At 67.5% G+C, this 19,230-nt stretch carries 14 protein-coding genes; 5 read left to right on the top strand and 9 right to left on the bottom strand.

Going from position 1 to position 19,230, the window contains the following annotated elements:
• Positions 1-103 precede the first annotated feature (103 nt).
• Complete coding sequence (locus AB0M35_RS15145) at positions 104-1,636, top strand: hypothetical protein (protein ID WP_363745584.1); 1,533 nt, start codon at positions 104-106, stop codon at positions 1,634-1,636.
• Here the strand turns inward: AB0M35_RS15145 and AB0M35_RS15140 are convergent.
• The 8 genes from AB0M35_RS15140 to AB0M35_RS15105 all read right to left on the bottom strand — a co-directional run bounded on the left by AB0M35_RS15140 (position 1,633) and on the right by AB0M35_RS15105 (position 12,199).
• Positions 1,633-2,316 (bottom strand): Crp/Fnr family transcriptional regulator, encoded by a 684-nt coding sequence (locus AB0M35_RS15140; protein WP_363745582.1) that lies wholly within the window; start codon positions 2,314-2,316, stop codon positions 1,633-1,635. The genes AB0M35_RS15145 and AB0M35_RS15140 overlap by 4 nt on opposite strands.
• A gap of 37 nt (positions 2,317-2,353) precedes the next feature.
• Positions 2,354-3,445 (bottom strand): hypothetical protein, encoded by a 1,092-nt coding sequence (locus AB0M35_RS15135; RefSeq protein WP_363745580.1) that lies wholly within the window; start codon positions 3,443-3,445, stop codon positions 2,354-2,356.
• Positions 3,446-3,450: 5 nt separating this feature from the next.
• Positions 3,451-4,491 carry a protein phosphatase 2C domain-containing protein gene (locus AB0M35_RS15130; RefSeq protein WP_363745715.1) on the bottom strand — a complete coding sequence of 347 codons (1,041 nt, stop codon included), beginning with the start codon at positions 4,489-4,491 and terminating at the stop codon, positions 3,451-3,453.
• Between the two features lie 182 nt (positions 4,492-4,673).
• A complete protein-coding gene (locus AB0M35_RS15125; RefSeq protein WP_363745579.1) occupies positions 4,674-5,414 on the bottom strand; it encodes a hypothetical protein in 741 nt (246 codons plus the stop codon).
• Between the two features lie 2 nt (positions 5,415-5,416).
• A complete protein-coding gene (locus AB0M35_RS15120; RefSeq protein ID WP_363745578.1) occupies positions 5,417-7,150 on the bottom strand; it encodes a hypothetical protein in 1,734 nt (577 codons plus the stop codon).
• The gene (locus AB0M35_RS15115; protein WP_363745576.1) at positions 7,147-9,267 is read right to left on the bottom strand and encodes a hypothetical protein; all 2,121 of its coding nucleotides are present in this window, start codon (positions 9,265-9,267) and stop codon (positions 7,147-7,149) included. The genes AB0M35_RS15120 and AB0M35_RS15115 overlap by 4 nt, the downstream gene beginning before the upstream one ends.
• A gap of 194 nt (positions 9,268-9,461) precedes the next feature.
• Positions 9,462-10,214, bottom strand: coding sequence for a hypothetical protein (locus AB0M35_RS15110; protein ID WP_363745574.1), 753 nt, complete (start codon positions 10,212-10,214; stop codon positions 9,462-9,464).
• A gap of 227 nt (positions 10,215-10,441) precedes the next feature.
• The gene (locus tag AB0M35_RS15105; RefSeq protein ID WP_363745572.1) at positions 10,442-12,199 is read right to left on the bottom strand and encodes a putative baseplate assembly protein; all 1,758 of its coding nucleotides are present in this window, start codon (positions 12,197-12,199) and stop codon (positions 10,442-10,444) included.
• Positions 12,200-12,353: 154 nt separating this feature from the next.
• On the opposite strand from AB0M35_RS15105, the gene AB0M35_RS15100 reads away from it, so the two are divergent.
• Both AB0M35_RS15100 and AB0M35_RS15095 read left to right on the top strand, forming a co-directional pair.
• A complete protein-coding gene (locus AB0M35_RS15100) occupies positions 12,354-12,770 on the top strand; it encodes a hypothetical protein (RefSeq protein ID WP_363745570.1) in 417 nt (138 codons plus the stop codon).
• Positions 12,767-14,128 carry a caspase family protein gene (locus tag AB0M35_RS15095; protein WP_363745568.1) on the top strand — a complete coding sequence of 454 codons (1,362 nt, stop codon included), beginning with the start codon at positions 12,767-12,769 and terminating at the stop codon, positions 14,126-14,128. Before AB0M35_RS15100 ends, AB0M35_RS15095 begins: the two co-directional genes overlap by 4 nt.
• Positions 14,129-14,241: 113 nt before the next feature.
• Here AB0M35_RS15095 and AB0M35_RS15090 read toward each other — a convergent pair whose 3' ends face one another.
• Entirely contained in the window at positions 14,242-15,015 is a 774-nt protein-coding gene (locus AB0M35_RS15090) for an SDR family oxidoreductase (protein WP_363745566.1), read from the bottom strand.
• Positions 15,016-15,161: 146 nt separating this feature from the next.
• On the opposite strand from AB0M35_RS15090, the gene AB0M35_RS15085 reads away from it, so the two are divergent.
• Both AB0M35_RS15085 and AB0M35_RS15080 read left to right on the top strand, forming a co-directional pair.
• On the top strand, positions 15,162-16,076 hold the full coding sequence (locus AB0M35_RS15085) for an AraC family transcriptional regulator (RefSeq protein WP_363745564.1): 915 nt from the start codon (positions 15,162-15,164) through the stop codon (positions 16,074-16,076).
• 214 nt (positions 16,077-16,290) lie between these two features.
• Positions 16,291-19,230: a M20/M25/M40 family metallo-hydrolase gene (locus tag AB0M35_RS15080; protein WP_363745562.1), complete on the top strand. Its 2,940-nt coding sequence runs from the start codon at positions 16,291-16,293 to the stop codon at positions 19,228-19,230.

Genomic DNA, 19,230 nt, shown 5'->3' with positions numbered 1-19,230 from the left:
ATGGCCTGGTGCTCAGGCTCAGGATCGACGAATGTGCAGTGGTAGGTAAACAAGAGGGGAAAGGTCACGAATGGGCCGGGTAACACTGGTGAGCCTTGGTCCGTTGGGTGACGAGCTCGGCTCCGGTGGGCAGGGCGCCGTCTTCGCGCTGCCACATACCCGGTCGCCGTCGCTGGTCTACAAGGCGTACTCGGAGGATGTCCTCGCCGACCTGGACGCGGACGTGCTCACCGAGTTGGTCGATTTGCCATCCGGCCTGTCTGCCCAGGACCGACGCAGGCTGTCGATGGTTGCGGCCTGGCCGCGTGACCTCGTCACCGAAGGTGACCGCGTCTGTGGGTTCACGATGGCGCTGGTCCCGCAACGGTTTCATACCAAGATCAAGTTGGCCGAGGGTCACAAAGAGCATCTCGGCCAGATTCAGCTGCTGCTCAACTCACCGGCCTATCTGACTCGTATCGCAGGCCGGATCGATGACAGATTCCGGCTGAATCTGCTCGCCGACATCGCCGGGACGCTGCGCCTGTTCCACCGCCTCGGGTTGACGGTCGGTGACCTGTCCCCGAACAACCTGCTCTACAGCCTCACCGGCGAGCCCCTCTGCCACTTCATCGACTGCGACGCGATGCAGTTGCACGGCCGCACGGCCCTGCCGCAGGTGGAGACCACGGACTGGGAGGTACCGGCAGGCGTCGGCGCCCTCGGTTCCAAGGACAGCGACACCTACAAGTTCGCCCTCCTGTGCGCACGGCTGTTCGCCGGCGACCAAAGCACCACCGATCTCGAGGCGCTGCGCCGGGCTGGGACGGGTGTGCTCTCGCTGGCCCAGCGGTCGCTGGCCCAGGACGCCAGCGACCGCCCGGAATTCGGCGACTGGGAGGAGTGCCTGCGAGCCGCCCGCCCGACACCGGCCGAGCCGCCTACCACGGTGACCGTACCCTCGGCGCCCCTCAGAGTGACTGTGCCTCCGACACCGACTCGAGCGAGCGTGCCATCGCCACCGGCTCGGACGTCGAGGCCACACGTCGTGCCGGTTTCCACGAGCCCGCGCAGGACTCGGGTGCAGCGTCGTAGGCTCGTCAAGCTCGTGGTGCTCTCGCTGCTCCTCGGATACGTCGTCACGCATGCCCCTGAGATCGAATCCGTGGCGCGGCGGGCCGCCGAGGCCGTCTTTTCGAATGATGCAGAGGCCCGCCACCAGGCCGACGAAATCGCCGGTCTGCTGGCCTCGTCCGCGCCGGTCCGGACAAAGGTGAAAGGTGCCGTCGCCAACCTGGCGGCCTGCAAGAAAATGAAGCGATCGGTGGCCGACCTCGGCGCGGCCTCATCGGCCCGGCAGCGCTCGCTCACTGCCGCTAAGGGATTGCAGGTCACCGAGCTGACCGACGGCGCGACGATGAAGGCGCAGCTCATTTCCGCTTTCAAGCATTCGAAGGCTGCCGACGATGCGTACCGCAGTTGGGGATTGAAACTGAGCAAGCAGGGTTGTCGAAAGTCGGTACGCAACGGCCCGGACCGCAAGCGAGGTGACAAGGAGTCGGTTGCGGCAACGAAGGCCAAGCAGCGGTTCGCTGACCTGTGGAACCAGGTCGGGCCGGGGTACGGTCACGGCCAGGTGTCGTATCAGAACATCTAGGCGCCGTTGGCGAGCCGGGCCAGCTCTGCCGGGCGCACCAGCACGACGCGTCGCCGACCGGTGAGGACCACGTTGTCGCGGCGCCAGCCGGTCAGGATGCGGCCCAGCGAACGATGCGACGTGAGGGCCAGCCCGGCCAGGTCGTGCTGCGACAGGGCGAGATTGATGACAATTTCGCCCTGTGGCTGGGGGTTGCCGTAGCGTTGGCCCAGGTGCAGCAGGAGCGCGGCCAGCCGCTGCTGAGCGGATTCGGCACCGGCCGCGGCCCGCGACCGGTCCGCCTCGCGTAGCCGGGCCGAGAGGGTACGACGCAGGATCGCTGCCACCTCAGGATCGGCGCGTACGAACGGCCCGAACGAGGCAGTGGGTAGCCGTAGTGCATCCACATCGGTCAGCGCGATCACCGTTGCCGACCGCAGCCCACCGTCCGAGCCGGCCAGTTCGCCGATCAGCTCACCGGCATCACGCAAGCCGAGGATCGCCTGGTAGCCGTGGTGGGCGATCGCCGAGACCTTGACACAGCCGTCGAGCAGCACGAAGGCGCAGTCGGAGGTGTCGTTCTCGCGGACCAGGACCTCGTCCGGGGTGTAGCGCCGTCGCATTCCCATCCGCATGAGCGCGGCACGTTGGTCGTCGCGCAGTGCCGTCCAGAACGGCTCACGGGGATGGCCGGGCGTCATGTCCTCATAGTATGTCCGCCGTCCATGTCGACGCCGCTCAAAACAGTTCCACGAGGAGCGCGACGCAGCCGAGGGTGAGCAGCAACAGCACAAGGCCGGCCAGCCACTCCATCACCGGATTCTCCGCAGCCTTGTGTCTCGGCGCCTGTCCAGGAGCGACCGACCGCGGCTGCGGCACGGTGGATTTTACGTACGTAGGAGGCGCCGTGGGCACGGTGGCCTTTCGCAAGACGTGGGGCGACCCGTTGACGACCCGACGCACGGACGGCGCGGAATGCGTCACCGGACGGGACTGTACCGCTCGCAGAGTGCTCAGCCAGTCGCCCATCGACGGGCGCTGAGTCGAGTTGAACTGCAGGCTCCGTCGAGCCAACACCCCTAGTTCGCTGGATACACCGGCGAGTACGGAGATGTTCTGCCCCATCTGGTCCTGACTGAACAGTCGGGTGGCGAGCAGCCCGAACTTGTACGAATCAGAGGCCATCGTCGCGGTTGGCTCATGCTTGTGCGGCAGGCTCCACTCTGGCGTCTCGACTTGGTTGAGCACGTCCTGGCCGCGTAGCCGCATGGCGTCACAGTCGATGAGGAAACAACCGGGCTGCTCGATGTCGATGAGGAGATTGTTCGGTGACAGGTCACCAATAACGACCTGGAAGCTGTGCAGCCGGGCGATGACGTCCGCAATCGCCTCGAGTAACTGCAGACGGGTGTACGCGTTCAGGCGGATACCCTTGCGGTTCAGGTAGGCCTGTGGGTTGAGCAGGAACTGCAGCCCGGCGGGTACCTCGGCGCCGTTGTCGCCCCAGGGCATCCAAAACCGGTCCGGAATGCGGCGCATGAGGAAGCCGCTCACCTGGTGGCTGTTGACCACGAGCGCTGCCGGCCATGCAGTGTTCTCGCAGAGCCAGCGGCCGCTGTCCGCGTCGAGTTCGGGTACGAAGGCAACCATTCGGCGCAGCGCGCACGGGTCGAACGACGTCGTCGGCAAGTACTCCTTGTACGCGGCATCCCAGACTCTGTTGATTTTGACGCGATCCGTGAAGTACACAATTCCCTGGCCACCGTCACCCACCTGGCGTAGCGGGCCCAGTTTTTCCCGGGACACCTCGGGAACGTCGTCCGCCGACATGCGGCTCAGCCCTTGACCGGGTACGGCCAGAGCGCGAACAGGGTCCGATCGTCATCCCACGTGTCGAACGAGAAGTCCAGATCGTTGGCGAACTTCAGCATCGGCGGCACTTCGGTAAGCGCTGCAGCGAAGTGGCCGCCGACCGCGTTCTCACCGTCGCCGAGCGGGTCGCCGAAGCCGTCCGTGCCGACCAGCAGCACCTCGTCGGGGGTGATCAGCCCGGACTTGACGTCGACCGGCGGCACTGCTGGCAGAGCGACGACCTCGTTGCTGACGACGCTCATGCCCCTGCGGTACTTGGTGGGCACGAGGCACCGATAAACCTGCGTTCGGGTGTTCAACATCCATGCGCTGGAATCACCGACCTGTACCAGTTGCACCAGCGGCCCGTCCGGGTGGGGACAAACCAGCCCGGCCACCAGGGTGGTGGCCATCTGCTCGTAGGCCGTGAGCTGGTCGATGTCCGGCAAACCGAGGGAGATCCGGGCCTGCTCGCAGAGCTGCCACGCCGCGGTCTTCAGCAATCCCTCCCAGTCAACCTCCACTTGAGGGGAGTCCAGGCCGTCCGTCATGGCGCCGATCGCTGCGCGACAGACCGACGTGGCGCCGATGTGCGACAGCGGAGCATTGCCCACACCGTCAGCGACCGCGAACAACACCGCCCCGCTCGGTTGGTGCAAGGCGACGGCCATGTCGTCCTGCCGCGGCTCACCGCTGTGGCGGTGCGAGTATCCGCGGGCCGACGCAGCCCGTACGGTGAAGTGCGGGGTACTCCATCCGTCGACGATGTAGTCGGGACGGTACGCAGCCGCCGTTGACGGCTTCGGTGCGAATTTCGGGACCGGCGGCCCTACCACCGGCCGCTGCCACGGGCTGGACACCGGCGCGACTCCCGTGGGAGGTTGCGATGCGGACCTCGGCTGTGCTGGTGCGGCGGGCCCGGCCGGCGCGTTGAGCCCGAGCAGGCCGCGGCCCTGAGGTTCCTCGTTTCGACCCGGTGCGGGCTGCTGTTCCGGCACCGCGGCAGGCAGTTCCACCGAACGCATCTTCTGCTTGCCGCAGTAGATTGCGCCAGGCCCCGGGCTCGGACGGCGAGGCTGGATCGCACCGGAAGGCCGCCGATCTTCGTCGGGCATTTGATGCTTCGGCACTTTCCGTACCCTTCCACGATTTCTACGGAGCAGCCTGTTGAGCCGCCAGACGACGCGTCGAAAGAAGTAGGTCATCGTCAGACCACGTCGATCGCCATCTTGAAGTTCTGCGGCCGTTCGACCACGAGCTGTGGCTGTGCCGACCCGATCGTGTTGCCGGACTTCACGATGCTCTTGGTGAGCGCCGCACAGAACTTGGCAATCTCCGCGCCCAGATCCGACCCGGTCGAGACGAAGGCGTACTCCGGTTTGGTCGCCACCTCCAGCATGGTTTCCGGTTTCACGGCGCCGATCCCGCACGCGATGATGTTGGGGGCGGCTTTCGTGACGCTCTGGTCGACCAGCTGGTTGCGCGTCGTGCGCCAGCCGTCGCCGTCGTTGGGCTGGCCGTCGCTGAGGAAGAACACGGCCGGACGATGCACGGTGTATCCCTGTCCCTTGAGAGAGGCCACATCGGTCGGGATCCGGGCGCGGAGATCCTCGAACACCTTCCCGTACGCGGTGTTGCTACGCGCCGTCAGCTGCGGCAGCTCGTTCTCGTGCCGCAGATCGGCCATCGCCAGCCGCAGCTGCACGTCGTCGGAGAACCCGAGAATGGTGAACCGCACCTTGGCTGCTGCCATCGGCTCGCCGAGCAGCGCGTTGTGCAGCTGGGTCAGACCATGGTTGAGGTCGCCGATGTAGTTCGTCATGGAAGCCGACTCGTCGGCCACCATGTAAATCGGGAGCAGATTCCCGGAGTTCTCCGTCATGTCATTACTCACTCTCCCCGGCACTTGGCCGGACGGGATCAGGTTTCGATTCGTGATGGTCGGCACGGTCAGGAAGCGACCGCCACCCGGAACTGGGGCGGCAGCTCGAACTCAAGGTCCGGTGCGCCGGCCAACAGCGTTCGGCCGTACGTGACCAGGCAACGGGTCAGCGCGTCCCAGTACTCGGCGATCGCGGTGCGGGCGTCGGCGTCAGCCGTCATCACGTAGCCGAACTCGGGCTTGGTGGCGATTGCGGCGATCAGCCCAGCCGTCGCCTTGCCCACGCCACAGGCCACGATTTGCGGGGCGTATCGGTGTGCGGCCGGGTCGGTCAGCCGGGCGTACGGCGTCTGCCAGATACCCTCGTCGACCGCCGGTGCCGCGGCGAGGAGAAAGACCAGCGGCCGGCGGACGGTGATCTGCTGGGCCTTGAGACCGTCGACGTCGGGGGCCATCCGGCTGTACAGCGTCTCGAACGCGTTGGCGTAGCTCGCCGGCCCGCGTGAGGTCAGCCACGGCACCGATGTGGTGCTGTCGACGGCCGCCATCGACAGCCGAGCCGCAACCTGGTCGGCGTACCCCAGCACGGAGAGCCGGATCGCCGGGGCGATGTCGGCCGCCTGGCGCAGGCCGTCGAGAAGCCGCTGCAGCCCATCGCAGAGGTCGTCGAGGTAGGGAGCGGCCTCGGTGGACTCATCGATCAACAGATAGACCGGTTGGACGCCATCGGCGGGTGCCCATACCTTGGTGGCGGGGTCATGTTCGAGCACGACCTGCTCGCGCGGCGGCGGGGCGGTCGGCGTGGCCGGGCCGGACGGGCCTGCCGGCGTCGATGTCGTCAGCACCGGCGGCTGATTCCAACTGCCGGGCCCGGAGATCGCACCCGCCGTGCCGGGCAGGCCGTACGCCTGGGCCGCGCCCTGCACGAACGGCTGGAACTGGCCGGGCTGCACGACACCGTTGTCCATCATGAACTTGATGAACTCGGTGGTTCGCTGACTGTGCACGTCCTGCGCCGCCAACATGGCACGCTCGTGTTCCAGCAACATGCTGGTCACTTTTTCGGTGTCCTCGGGATGCCGGGCGAGGTGCTCGCGGGCCATGTCTACGGCGGTGAGTGCACGCCCGCCGAGCGCACTGCGCTCTTTCTCCAGCGCGGTGTGTCGGCCGGCCTGCACCAACTCCTCCTGTTCGACGTGATGGCGCTTCCGCTGCAGGTCCACCAGGTGCTGATCGGCGTCGGTGAGCAGCGTGCGCTGCGCGTCGCGTCGGGCTCTGAGGTACTGCTCGGTCGCGTCGTCCGGCCGCAGACGGGGCGTCACCTCGAAAATGGTGATCCCGTCCGGCAGCAACACCGGGTTGGCGAACGTGCTTCGGATGGCCTTCTCTGCCGCGCTCGGGTTCTCGACGTCGTACAGGATGGTGACCGCGTCGAGGGCGTGACCCAGGTAGCCGTAGACCACCGGCAGGGCGTCGCGGATGTTGCGCCGGACGATCTCGCACGGGTCGTGTACCCGAAAACCGACGTTCACGGTGGCGATGAAGTAGTGCCCGTCGCGGGTGCGCAGGGGCGTGCTGGCCAGCTCTGCGGTACGGCGATGGTCGCCCATGTCCACGTCGTACCGGGTCCGGCAATCGGTGAACAGTCGCTGGCTGAGCGACAGGGTGCGGCCGGAGTAGAAGACGAGCTCGCCCGAGGCTGTCGCATATACCGCCGCGACACTGGGGTCACGGTTGGGTTCCGGGCGGAACCCGCGCTGGACGGTCGTCTGACTCTGGACGAGCGGCACGGAGTTGGTCATCGGGACCCGTTCCTCTTCGCGAGTTCGGCTTCGACGGCGTACGCGGTCAGCATCTTGGGCTGCAGGTTGTCGGGCGCCAGCCATTGGCTGAGCTGGTGGCGTAGGTTCAGTTCGACGGCGTCGAACCGGCCGACCGAGCCGGGCAGCGCGGCCAGCATGTTCGCGAACGCGCCGCGCACGTCGGCGTCGGCCTCGGCCAGGTCGGCCCAGCGGGCGAGCACCCGAGCGGTGGTGTCAGCCAGCAGGCCGGACTGGATCACCCGGTGCCACATCGCCAGCAGCTTGTCGCGTAGCTCGGGGCGCTGGTCGGCGATGAACAGCAGCATCGGCCAGGTGCCGGCGTCTCCGGCAGGCTCCGAAGTGAGGTTCTCAGCCAGCGCCAGGAAGACGTAAGTGCCGCTGAGGGCCCGCCGGTCGTCGAACAACCAACTACCGACGCGGCGCAGCACGCGCGTCGCGTTGCCTGCCTCGTCGGCGAGCAGCAGGTCGGCCAAGCTGTCGGCGACACCCTTGGCCACCCGGCGGTCATCGATCGTGGTGAGGCGTTCCAGCACGTTCAGCGCGCGGTCAGGGTTGTGGACACCGAGGGCCGTGCCCCACACCCGCGCGGCGGTGGCCTGGCCCAGGCGGTTGTTCTCGTTGCCGTACCAACCGGCCACCACCGACTCGACCAGCGGGCGCATCCGAGGGCTGCCGGCCGGCACACTCAGCGCGTTGGCCGCCACGTCACGCAGCCAGAACTTGTTGTCGATGCCCATCGGTGCGATGGCGTTACGGTGCACGAAGTCGAACGCCTGCTTGGCGAAGACACCCAGCGCGGTGGCCGTCCAGATCCGGACGTCCTCCGACGGGTTGTCCGCAAGGTCGAGCAGCCACCTGATCAGCGGAACCTGGATCCGGTACTCGCTCCATACGCGGGTCAGCACGGCCGCGGCGTAGTCCTCGCCGACGTACTCCATCACCTCGGCCGGGGCGGAACCGAACGGCCCGCGCACAGTCGTGGTGCGGATCCGCGCGCGCAGCAGCCGCAGCAACTCGCCACGGGTCGCCCAGAACGGGTCGCGCCACGGTGGGCGAGGGTGGTCGCCTTCGGAGCCGTCGTGCGGGCCGTCGAGACGATCGGACAGGTGTCCGGCGGCGTAGACGACCATCTCGTAAGGCAGGCCGTTGAGCACCGCCAAAGCGATGGCCAGGCATCGGGTCTGCACGTCGGGCAGACCGCCGAACCAGATCTCGAAGTCCTCGGTGGCGCGCTCGGCCCAGCGGCGTTCAAGTCGTTTCAGGTCGACGGTTGCGCCGTCGAGCTCCTGGCCGATCATCAGGGCGAGGTCGGCGGCGGCCTTCATCGACCGGTCGGCGGCGAACACCCGCTCGGTGAATGCGGCCAATTCAGGCTCGGTGAGCAGCCGTTCGATCGTGTCTTGTGACCGGCCGAGCGACCAGGCGAGGTGCGCAGCGAGCACGGTGGTCTGTTTCTGGGGCGGTGGAAGCGTGACGACGTACTTGGTGAGGTCGGGGTCTCCCAGTGCCGCGTCGGCGGTGACGGTGAGCACCAACCGGGCGTCGCTCTTCTCCAGCGTGGTTTCGAGCTGCTGCAGCACCCAGCCAGGCACATGACCCCAGGCGAGCGGCTCGCAGAGGAGGAAACCGGCGGCGTGGGGGAGGGGATCGTCGCTCTTCGCGTCGTTCTCCAGCCAGTGGCCCAAGCGGCGCAGGTCCACGTTGCGGTCGAGGTTGAAGATGCGGCGGTCGGGTGGCGATTGCAGCATCTTGATCGCCGCCGCGACTTTGCCGTGGCCGGGATCGGCGCGCAGCACGACGACTCGCCGATCACCGACGGCGCTGCGTACGCTGTCCCAGCCGTCCGGGGCGACGAACGCGTGTCGCACTGGCTCACTCATCCAGGCGGCGAGTGCCTGTAGCGGGGCGGGCTCGGCGTCGCCCAGGGCGAACACCAACTTGTCACCGCCGACCATGTCGCCCGCAACCTTGATCCGAGCGTTTTCGATACTTTGCTGCCGCTGGCGCCCGGCATGGCCCTCGACCCGCGAGGCGTCCGGGTCAGTCGAGTCGACTGTGGTCTTGAACTGGCCTTCGGCGGTGAAGTCGGGCAGCACCGGCTTCGGTACGGGTGGCTGCCCGGGCGTGGGCGGATCGCTTTTGTCGGTGGGCGCCCGACCTGCCGGCGCAGGTCCACTCGGCCCGGGTGCCGCAGTAGCAGGAGCAACAGGCCTGGCGGTAGCGCCTGACGCAGCGGGGGCAGTGGGCGCGGTCGCAGCCTGGGCGGGAGCGGGACCCGGATCAGTCGACGTCATAAGCCCTTCCCATTGACGGTCTTGTTGCCGACGAACTGGTCTCCTTGCACCGTGATCTCAGTGCTGCCGTTGAAGACGAACCCGCTCTGACCGGCTGACTCCCTCGGCTTCGACGTCGGCCGCGCGTCGGTGCCCGTCGATGAAGGAGGTGGCGGGGCCGTAACACCTGGCGGGTATGTGAAGCCGGGCACCTGGATCCAGGCGGTCTCGCCCCGCAGCTCCTTGGCGTCGATCGCGACCCGCTCGAAGGTCGAGGAGTCGACCGACCGGTAGTCGTGCCGAATGACGTCGTCGAAAGCCTGTCGGGAAACGATCAGTGCCAGGTTCGCCCCGTCCGCTGCGGCGAGGGCGGCTTTGAGCGGCGGTGCGTCGACGAGCCGCGCGGTAGTGTTCACCGCAGTGCCCACCCAGCCCTCGCCGTCGTGTTCACACATGCCGTGGTGGACCGCCACGCGCAGCCGGATCCGGGCGATCTCCGAGCTGGTGCGTGCCTTTTCCCGCAGCCCATTTACCAGTTCCTGGACGAACCGGCCAGCTAGTTTGAGTACCGCCACGTCTGGATCGATCAGCAGAATGCCGTCGCCGCGATCCTCTTGGTCGATGCGGGTGGGATCGAAACCTGCCTCGGTCAGCGCGGTTCGGACGACCTGATAGAGGTCGGCGCGTACCTGACGCTGGACGGGATTGGGTCGACTGCCGAAGCCCTCGATATCGACGAGCGCGACCGCATGAAACGCCGGTTCGGGCATGCAGGATCCTCCGGGAAATTGCTGACGGACAACACTGTGAGCAGTGCGCTTCGTCATGAACAGGCCATCTGGCGTACTCGCCAGGGTTTTCCGGCCGGTGATGCGGTTTCAACCTAGGCCGCGATCGTCATTCTCGCTCTCAGCTACAAGCACATGACGGAACGCATGATCGGGTGGCATGCTCCACTGCCGGGGCGGATGCCGTCCAACCCTTCTGGTGCTTTCTGTCACCCTTGGACGATTCGAACCCGATGACCGACTGACAAGGGCAGGGCCGTCGGGTTGAGTGGGATAACCGTCTGAGTCGGACTGTGTGCACCGGTCACCGGATCGACCGACGACATCGCGATGTGGACGCAGTCCTGAACGCCGGGTAGCAGGAAGAGCAGCTTCTTGATCGTGGATTCGTGGACCGCTTCGCCGAAGGGCCAGCCCGTGCCGTCCTCGCCACCGGTGATCGGGTGTAAGAAGGCGTACAGTGCCTGCTCCGCCCGTGCTCGTACGTCCAGCGGGTCGGCTCCGGCCACGGTGGCGATCTCGGCGGCCACCTCGATGCCCTGGTAGTGCGGGGGCGTCACGTACAGCCGGGCGGCGAGCAGGCGCCGCTCGTCGAGGTATTTCCGAACCGCCTCGAACGTCGTCTCGGACGGCTGTAGATCTGCGAGGGACGGCCGGTCCTGCCTTGCCAGTGGCGGCGTGGCCACGAGCAGCAGCTGAACGGCGCCGGACTGCTCGTCAGCGACGCAACGCACCCGGGCCAGCGACGGGTCGGCCCGCCAAGCGAGTTCCTCGTGATCGGCGGGGGTGACCGCCCGGTCGCCGGCTTTCAGCAGGCCGGGAGCTCGCCGCCACAGGTCTGCCTCGGTCTCCGCGTCGCATCCGCCCGTCGCAGGATCCGGGTTCTCCACGCGCACACCGGGTAGGTCCAAGCCGAGCTCGCGCAGTGCCCCGGCCGGGACGTTGCCAGCAGCACCGCCGCCCGTCCAGTAGCCGCGGACACGGACCAGAGCACCCGCCGGCGGCACCGGGCCGATGGCCTGGCGTGACCCGTCGGGGTTGCTCACGGCCGGGGGGAAGGCGATCTCTCCGGCCGCCACGTCGTACTGGACGTGGTGGTCGCCGGGCCCGCTCGTCGCGAAGGACTCGACCGGTTCCCAGGGCTGCCAGCCGTCGCCGTCCCAGGTTTCCACCACCGGTAGCTGGCCCGGCACGACGGCCGGCCGTTCCCGCAGGCGGAAGCGCTGGCCGCTGGTGCCGTCGCTGATCCCGAGCGGCTCCTCGGCAATGCGGCGAGCATGCACGGCGAGGAGCACCGCCTCGGCCGTGCGCGCTCGCACTTCACCTGACACTCGTCCGCCGGGTAGGCGAAGCCACGCGGCCTCGACTCCGTCGAGCCGGTGCCGGACGTGGCTGGGCGGCGTCTCCAACAACAGTGCCTCACCCGAGGCGGGCCGGCGGCGGCAGGTCTGCCACTGCTGGCCGTCCCAGAAATCGCTCGTCGTCGTGCCGGTCACACCGGTTAGCTCCACGGTCGTTCCGCCACCCGGCTCGGCTAGGCCGATCAGCAGCCCGGTGGGATGGTCGAGCACGTGGGTCACCCGGTTGGGGTGTATCCGCAGGTCCCGGACCGTGGTGAACGGCGGTGTGCCGGGGTCGAGTCCGACCTCCGTGCCGGCCGGGACCTCAAGCGGTGCGGTCAGCGGTGTCTCGAAGGTGAGGCGTATGTGAGTGTGCGCGGCGTGTGGCCCTCGTAGCCGTAGTCCAACCAGTTCCAACAGTGGCTGCCGCAGGCGTCCGGAGAGCGCACCGAGCCGGTCGTGGAGGTGATCGACGAGCAAGGCGGCAGACACCAGCACAGCGTCCTCGTCAGCGCTGATCGGACGGTTGGCTCCCGTGTCGGTGAGCCGTCGGCGCAGTTCGGCGCGGGCCTGCTGCACGAGATCGGGGAAGCGGCGATCGTCGAAGAGAAAACGCCGATCGATCATTCGTTATCCACCTTCTAGACGCGAAAAACCGGGCCGAGAGGGCTCTGTCGCATCACCGACGGACCGAGGCTGTTCACCCACAGATGATGTAAGCACGCTATTGCTCTGTCCGTCGACTGTGGGGTGTGGCGTGGTGTCCGATGCTGTATGGCCGGTGGTGCTGACTCCCGAGGACACCTCTCTCGAACCAGGAGACTGGCAGTGGGGTGAACAGAGTCGCTTGCTCGTGCGCCTGCTACAGGCGTACGACCTCGACGCTCGGCAGCGGGTACTGCCACCAGAATCCGGCGAGAAGGGTCTTGCCACCGAGATCATCCTGGTGCTCAGCGGCTCCGGCGCGGTTGGTGCTGCCACGACCGTCTTGCTCACCTGGCTCAACGCGCGCAGTACCCGACGACTGACACTGACCGTGGGCAGCGGCGCGGACAGGCGAACCGTGAAGGTGGTCGGCGAGGGACTGAGCGACAGTTCCATGCGAGCTGCTCTGCTTGCCGCACTCGGCCACCAGGACATGGCGGACGGTGCCGACGGCGACGCGGCCGAGGGTTTGCAGCCGGCCGAGGAGCAATGACGGCTGATCGCCGGTACCGCGCCCTGCTGCTCGGCAATTGGGAGTTCCCGCGCGAGCCGGCCGTGTTGCGGAATCTCGCCGGGCCGGCGACCGATGTGGTACGGCTGCGCGAGGTGCTTACGAACCCGGATTGCGGCCTGCACCGTCCCGAGGACGTGGTGGTGCGCACGAACCTCGAGATCTCACCAATGCGCGAGGAGATCGAGATGTTCCTCGGCGAGGGTGAACCTGGTGACCAACTTCTGCTCTATTACTCAGGGCACGGGTGGAAGGAGGACGACGGTGAGTTGTACCTGTGCGCCCGCGATACCACCCGCAGGGCCATCCAAAGCACCACGATGAGCGCCGCAACCCTGGCCCGCCAGGCGGAGGCGAGCCGGGCCTCCGCCAAGATCGTCGTGTTGGACTGCTGCAACTCCGGCAACTACCGATTCAAGGGACCGGCCTCCGGTCGAGTGTTCGACGGTAAGGGCGTCGCTGCGCTGACCAGCTCTCAGCCCGATCTGCCGAGCCGCGACGCGGCTGTCCTGGGCCAGCCCAGTCAGTTCACCGGTCATCTGATCGCCGGGCTGGGCGGTGCCGCGACGGGGCGCGACGGTTTTCTGCTGCTCGACGACCTCTACGACTATGTGCACCAGCGCATGAGGGTCGAGGGCGCGATCCGGCCCACATACCGCAACAAGCTGATCGGCTTGGTGGCCCTGGGCCGTACCCGTACCGTTCGCAACGTGGAGGCCGAGCACGGCCCGAGGCGTCTGCACGAGGCACTGCGGCTGGAACCGGCCAATCGTGCCGCAGCGAAGAGATTGTTGCGCCGGCTCAGCGACGAGGGTGGCGGCTGGGGCGTCCTGGCGGGAATGCGGCTCGGTGATCTTGCGACGGCCGACGGCGACGACGTGACGGCCGCGGAGGCGTACGCCATGGTTGTCGAGGCCGGTGACCCACGCTGGGCCGCCGAGGCCGCATGCCGCCGAGGCGCGCGGCTCGCCGCGATGGGCGACGCCGGCCGGGCTGCACAGGCCTGGCGGCAGGCCATCGAGTTCGACGATCCGCCCTGGTCGCCGCTCGCGGCCCGCGAGTTGGGGCGCCTGCTCTGCGATGACCCGGCGACGACTTCGGTCGGGCTCGGCTATTACAGTCAGGCGCTGGCCGGCCTGGACGATCCGGGCTTGATGCTTGAGGCCGGCGACGCGCTACGCAACGCCAGCCGGCACGACGAGGCCCGAGCGCTCTATCGGCGTCTCGCCGGCCGGCGCGACCCACCGTGGCCGTCGATCGGCGCCGAACGGCTGTCCGGGCTGCCGCCACCGTGGCCGCCATTAAGTGACGACAGCCATCCACCGACCAGTGCACGCTGAGGTGGATCGCCCACGATCTGACAGTGGCGTCGTCGCCGGTGCTGAACGAGCGGCTCCGCGCCGGGTCCGCCCGCACGCCCCGTTACCGGGCGGCGGGCGGACGCCGTCCGCGCTCAGAGGTCGTAGCCGCCGGAGACCTCGATGTTCTGCGCGGTGATCCAGCCGCCCGTCTCGTCGAGCAGGGCGGCGATGACCTTGCCGATGTCGTCGGGTTCGCCGATGCGGCCGAGGGCGGTCTTGGCGGCGAGCATCGGGATCACCTCCGGGTACGCCTCGAAGCCCACGACGCCTGATGCGTCGGAGAGCCGGGTACGCGTCGGCCCCGGCGAGACGGCGTTGACCCGGATGCCACGAACGGCGAACTCCTTGGCCATGTAGCGGGTCAGCACGTTCAGGCCGCCCTTCATCGTGGCGTACGCGGAGTAGCCGGCGTCCACGAGGCCGGTGGGCAGCGCCGAGTTGCTGCTGACGTTGACGATGGCGCCACCGTCGGCGAGCAGTGGCAGCAGCGCCTGGGTGAGGAAATAAGGCCCCTTGAGCAGCACCCGCATGAAGTGGTCGAACAGTTCCTCGGTGGTGTCCTCGAACATTGCCATTCCGCCGAAGCCGGCGTTGTTGGCCAGGTAGTCGAAGGTGTCGCGCTGCCAGGTGCCGCGCAGTGCGGTGACGACGGCCTCGCGGAAGGGCGGGAAGGTCTCGCTGTGGCCGACGTCCAGCCGGAGCGCGACGGCCGTGCCGCCTTCCTTCTCCACGGCCGCCACCGTGTCCTGCGCGCCGGCCTGGTTGCCGCTGTAGGTCAGGATGACGCCCGTGTCGCGCTTGGCGAGTTGAATTGCCGTGCTCTGGCCGATGCCGGAACTGGCACCGATGACGATCGCGACCCGCATGCTACCCACCTGTTCATTCATGGAGCTTGTATCTGCTCCCGGCGATTCGTGTAGGTCCATCTGATCAGCCTGAACAGGGGATTCATTAGAAGGATGCTCGCGCTCTCTTGCCTGATCCTCTTATTTCAGGAAGACAGGATCCGTGCTTGAATCACCGGGTGCGGCTCGACGAACTGCGGGAGTTGCTGGCCCGTCACGCCCGCCCCGACGCCACCACCGCCATCGACGGCGTGCTGATCGGCCGGGCCGAGCAGGCGCACCTGCCCTCGGCGTCGATGTCCGGCACGGTGCTGGCGCTCATCGCCCAGGGCGCGAAGACTCTCGCCCTCGGCGACCGGGTGTACGAGTACCGCGCCGGTCAGTACCTGATCGCTTCGGTCGACCTGCCGGTCATCGGCCATTACACCGAGGCCAGCCGAGAGCGGCCGGCCCTCGGGTTCGGCCTCGTCCTGGAGCCGGCGGCGATCGCCGACCTGCTGCTCGACACGCCACCGGGAAACTTTCCCCGGGCGCACGGCGCGCCGTCCGCGCTCGCCGTCAGCGACGCCCCGGTCGAGCTTGTCGACGCCGCGGTACGGATGCTGCGGTTGCTGGAGACGCCCCGCGACATCCCGGTGCTCGCCCCCATGATCAAGCGGGAGATCCTGTGGCGCCTCATGACGGGGCAGCAGGGCGAGACCGTCCGCCAGATCGGCCTGGCCGACAGCAACATCGCGCACGTCAGCCGCGCGGTGCGCTGGATCCGCGACAACTACCGGGAAGCGTTTCGGGTGGAGGAGGTCGCCCGGATGTCGGGCATGAGCCTGTCCGCGTTCTACCGCAACTTCCAGGCCGTCACCGCGATGAGCCCCATCCAGTTCCAGAAGCAGATCCGCCTCCAGCAGGCCCGGCTGCTGCTGGCCACCCACCCCGACGACGTCACCGGCGTCGGGCACGCAGTGGGGTACGACAGCCCGTCACAGTTCAGCCGCGAGTACCGCCGCCACTTCGGCGCCCCACCCAGCCAGGACGCCACCCGTCTCCGGCGCACGGCGCTCACCCCCGCGCCCGCCATGCCGTAGCGGTCGATCCGGTCGCCAGGGCACGTCTCGTCGGCTACGTGGTGGCCCACGACGCCGCCGCACGCTGCTGGCACGGGCGGTTGCCCATCCCGAGGGGTGGTGGTCGACGAGTCGGCCGCTCAGAACATCCTCAAGAAATCCCGCACCGTCGGCCGCTGGCGGCACGGCTAGCGTGTGCTGTCCTCACCGTGCCACTCCCTGCTCTGGAGCTTTCATGAGAGACAGACGGACGAGCATTTTCGCCGTCCTGCTCGCTGCGTCCCTCGCGGCGACCCTTGCGCCCGCGCCCAACGCCTCCGCGACCAGCCTCGCCGAGGAGGGCTTCCAGCCGAGCATCACCTACGACCTGTCGGTGAACGACGCCGAACGGGACGCCATTCACGCGGAAGTCGAGGCGCTGGCCGGACGTGTCAACAGCGCACGGGCGGGGGACGGCACCTACGACCCGCTCAGCCTGGTCGGGGCGATGCTGGACGGGTCGAGCTACGACTCCATCTCCCGAGGCGGTACGGCCGCGACGGCGTACCCGTTCCCGGTCAGCAACACCCCGGCCAACCAGTACGAGTACGACCGCAAGGTCGCCAAGCTCGCCTGGGTGGTCAAGCTGGCCACCGACCTGGGTTTCCCGGTGGTCGTCCAACGCCAACCCGACAAGTACGTCTACGCGGAGATCGGTGATCCGGACGCCCCGGAGATGATCATGGCGTTGAGTCACCTCGACTCGCCGACGGCTTCCGTTTCGGCAGCCCAGCTGGCTCGCTGGCGGGACGCCGATGGCAATCTCGGCACTCCTGGTGCTTACCACTCGCCCTACATCAAGGACGGCTGGGTCTACGGGGCGGGCATTCAGGATGACAGCGGCCCGACGCTGGCGACGCTGCTCGCCGCCAAGGCGCTGCTGGAGGCCGGACTGCCCATGGACCGACGGATCCGCATCGTCATGGGAATCTACGAAGATGGCGGTCCCGGCACGCCCACGGCGGCGAACACCGCCACCTTCCAGTCCATCCCGTACAACTCGAACCCGAGCTTCTACGACAACTGGGCCTACAAGAACCTCAATCGGGAAGAGACCCCGATCGCGGCCTACACCTCCGACTCGCGGTTCCCGGTCATTGTCGGAAACTCCGGATCGGTGACCCCGTCGGTGTCGATGGACCTGTCCGCCGACCGTACGAAGGCCTTCCGGCTGACGGACGCGACCGCCGGCGTCACTCTGCGTGAAGGCGATCCGACGCTCAAGGACATCGCCTACGGCAGCACCACGCAGATCGCCTCGCGGGCCATTTTCACCCTCGACGTGGCGGGGGCCGACTCCGCCGAGCGCGACCGGTTCGTGTCGGCGATCACCGCTGCTGCGACCACGAAGGGTTGGCTCCCGGCCGCTCCGCGTACCACGCCCAAGGTGCAGACCACGATTGCCGGCGACTCGCTCACGCTGGAGATCAACACCGATGTGGCGATGGAGATGCCGACCCCGCAGTATGGCAAGAATGCCGTCGTGTGGGGAATGTTCCTCCTTTCCAAGGGGCTCGGCGCCTTGGGAAGCACGGCTGACGACATGCAGTTGAAGAAGGCTGCCGACGGCATCGCGGACCTGTTCTTCCGCGACGGTGTCGAAGGCGAAGCCTATATCGGCAAGTACATGGGAATCCCGGCGAACCTGTTGCGCAACCCGAACAACGGCACGCCGAACCTGACCCTGGCCCTCATGGCAAACATCAATTCTGAGACGCCGAGAAGCTTCTACACGGACGCCTCCGGCAACCTCAGCATGCCGATGTACGTGCGCAGCATGCACGTCACCGCGGCTGACTCCGGCCAGGCGACGGCTGCGGTCACGGCTGCCTTCCAGTCGAAGGGTTTCACCATCGGCAACCTCGGCTCGCCCATCGGCGCCGGGTTGTACGTCACCCACGACAACCCGCTGACGGCTCTTCAGTTCGGCAGCTACCGGGCCTCGATGGACCACAACCCGGAGGAGTTCGCGGATCCCCATTCCCTCAGGGACGTGGTCTATCCGCAGGGCACGACCGGTGGCACCCTCGCCAGCAACTTCCGCAACAAGATGACCGCTTTCGGCGCCGTCCTGCCGGGTAACGAGCGCTGGTGGCACACGGCAAACGAGCGGATGAAGGTCGACTCTGCAGTGCAGATGACCAAGATCATGGCCGATGGCATGCTGGAGATGGCCCGCTACTCCGGGCCCGCCGGTGCCAAGTTCATGTGGGCAGACATGCCAGGGCTGAACGCCGACCGCTCGGACCTCGACCTGCTCGACGTCACGATTGGAACCTTCAAGGACGCGTCGGCCGCTGTCGGCACGAACCAGCTGGGCAACCAGGCCCTGCTCGGTGCCACCTCGTTCAACATCCCGATGTGGAACGGGCGGGGCAACTCGGCCCCGACTGCGTCGGCTTTCGCACTGGGGCACGCCCCGGGAGGGGTCTACCTGCCCCTGACCGACCCCGAGTACCTCAACAGCACGTACGTGGCGCCGATGCGTCTGGAGTTCAAGGTGGAGCGCCCCGACCACATGTCGGACGCGGCCTGGGCGAAGTTCGTGGCCGGTGGCTACGGCGACTTCCAGTTCAACATCCTGGTCGGCGACAGGGTCGTGCCGCTGGCCGTTCCCGCCGGGCAGAGTGCGGACAAGTACTTCTTCTCGCGCATGTCGGCCACCAACCCCGACGCCATCTACCTGTCGGTCAACCTCGCGATCACCGACGCACCGTACAGCGGGGTGCGGACCGTCCTCGCGGATTCCAAGACGGACCTGTACACGGTCAATCCGGCGTTCCTGGCCTCGAACCCGGATCCGTTCCCCGGGCGTGGGGCGATCGAACAGCGAGGCTTCTTCCTGTTCGGTGACGGGGAGAAGAACGCGGAGTTCTCCTCGCCCGACGCGGTCTACGTGACGGTTGCCAACGCGGTCGTCGATGCAAAGCCCGCGGCAGTGGTGAAGAAGTTGAAGGGCAACACGAACGAGTTGACCATCACGGTGCAGCAGACGCATGTCGACGGCAGCGAGTCTGCGGTGACGGCCACGTTCACCATCAACAACAACGCCGCTGGCACCTACACCGTCGGCGATCACAAGGTGTACGTCGACACCAAGGGCAACACCCAGGTGCGGTCGATCGCCATCGTGTGA

It is taken from the genome of Micromonospora sp. NPDC051196 (assembly GCF_040682415.1).
In the GTDB taxonomy this organism is placed as follows: Bacteria; Actinomycetota; Actinomycetes; order Mycobacteriales; family Micromonosporaceae; genus Micromonospora.
Note: the sequence above shows the minus strand (reverse complement) of the source record. Positions and strands in the feature narration are given on the sequence as shown.

Excerpts from the sequence above, each read along its gene's own strand:
- AB0M35_RS15140 (WP_363745582.1), bottom strand. The coding sequence starts at position 2,316 with ATGACGCCCGGCCATCCCCGTGAGCCGTTCTGGACGGCACTGCGCGAC.
- AB0M35_RS15135 (WP_363745580.1), bottom strand. The coding sequence starts at position 3,445 with ATGTCGGCGGACGACGTTCCCGAGGTGTCCCGGGAAAAACTGGGCCCG.
- AB0M35_RS15130 (WP_363745715.1), bottom strand. The coding sequence starts at position 4,491 with ATGCGTTCGGTGGAACTGCCTGCCGCGGTGCCGGAACAGCAGCCCGCA.
- AB0M35_RS15120 (WP_363745578.1), bottom strand. The coding sequence starts at position 7,150 with ATGACCAACTCCGTGCCGCTCGTCCAGAGTCAGACGACCGTCCAGCGC.
- AB0M35_RS15110 (WP_363745574.1), bottom strand. The coding sequence starts at position 10,214 with ATGCCCGAACCGGCGTTTCATGCGGTCGCGCTCGTCGATATCGAGGGC.
- AB0M35_RS15105 (WP_363745572.1), bottom strand. The coding sequence starts at position 12,199 with ATGATCGATCGGCGTTTTCTCTTCGACGATCGCCGCTTCCCCGATCTC.
- AB0M35_RS15095 (WP_363745568.1), top strand. The coding sequence starts at position 12,767 with ATGACGGCTGATCGCCGGTACCGCGCCCTGCTGCTCGGCAATTGGGAG.
- AB0M35_RS15090 (WP_363745566.1), bottom strand. The coding sequence starts at position 15,015 with ATGCGGGTCGCGATCGTCATCGGTGCCAGTTCCGGCATCGGCCAGAGC.
- AB0M35_RS15080 (WP_363745562.1), top strand. The coding sequence starts at position 16,291 with ATGAGAGACAGACGGACGAGCATTTTCGCCGTCCTGCTCGCTGCGTCC.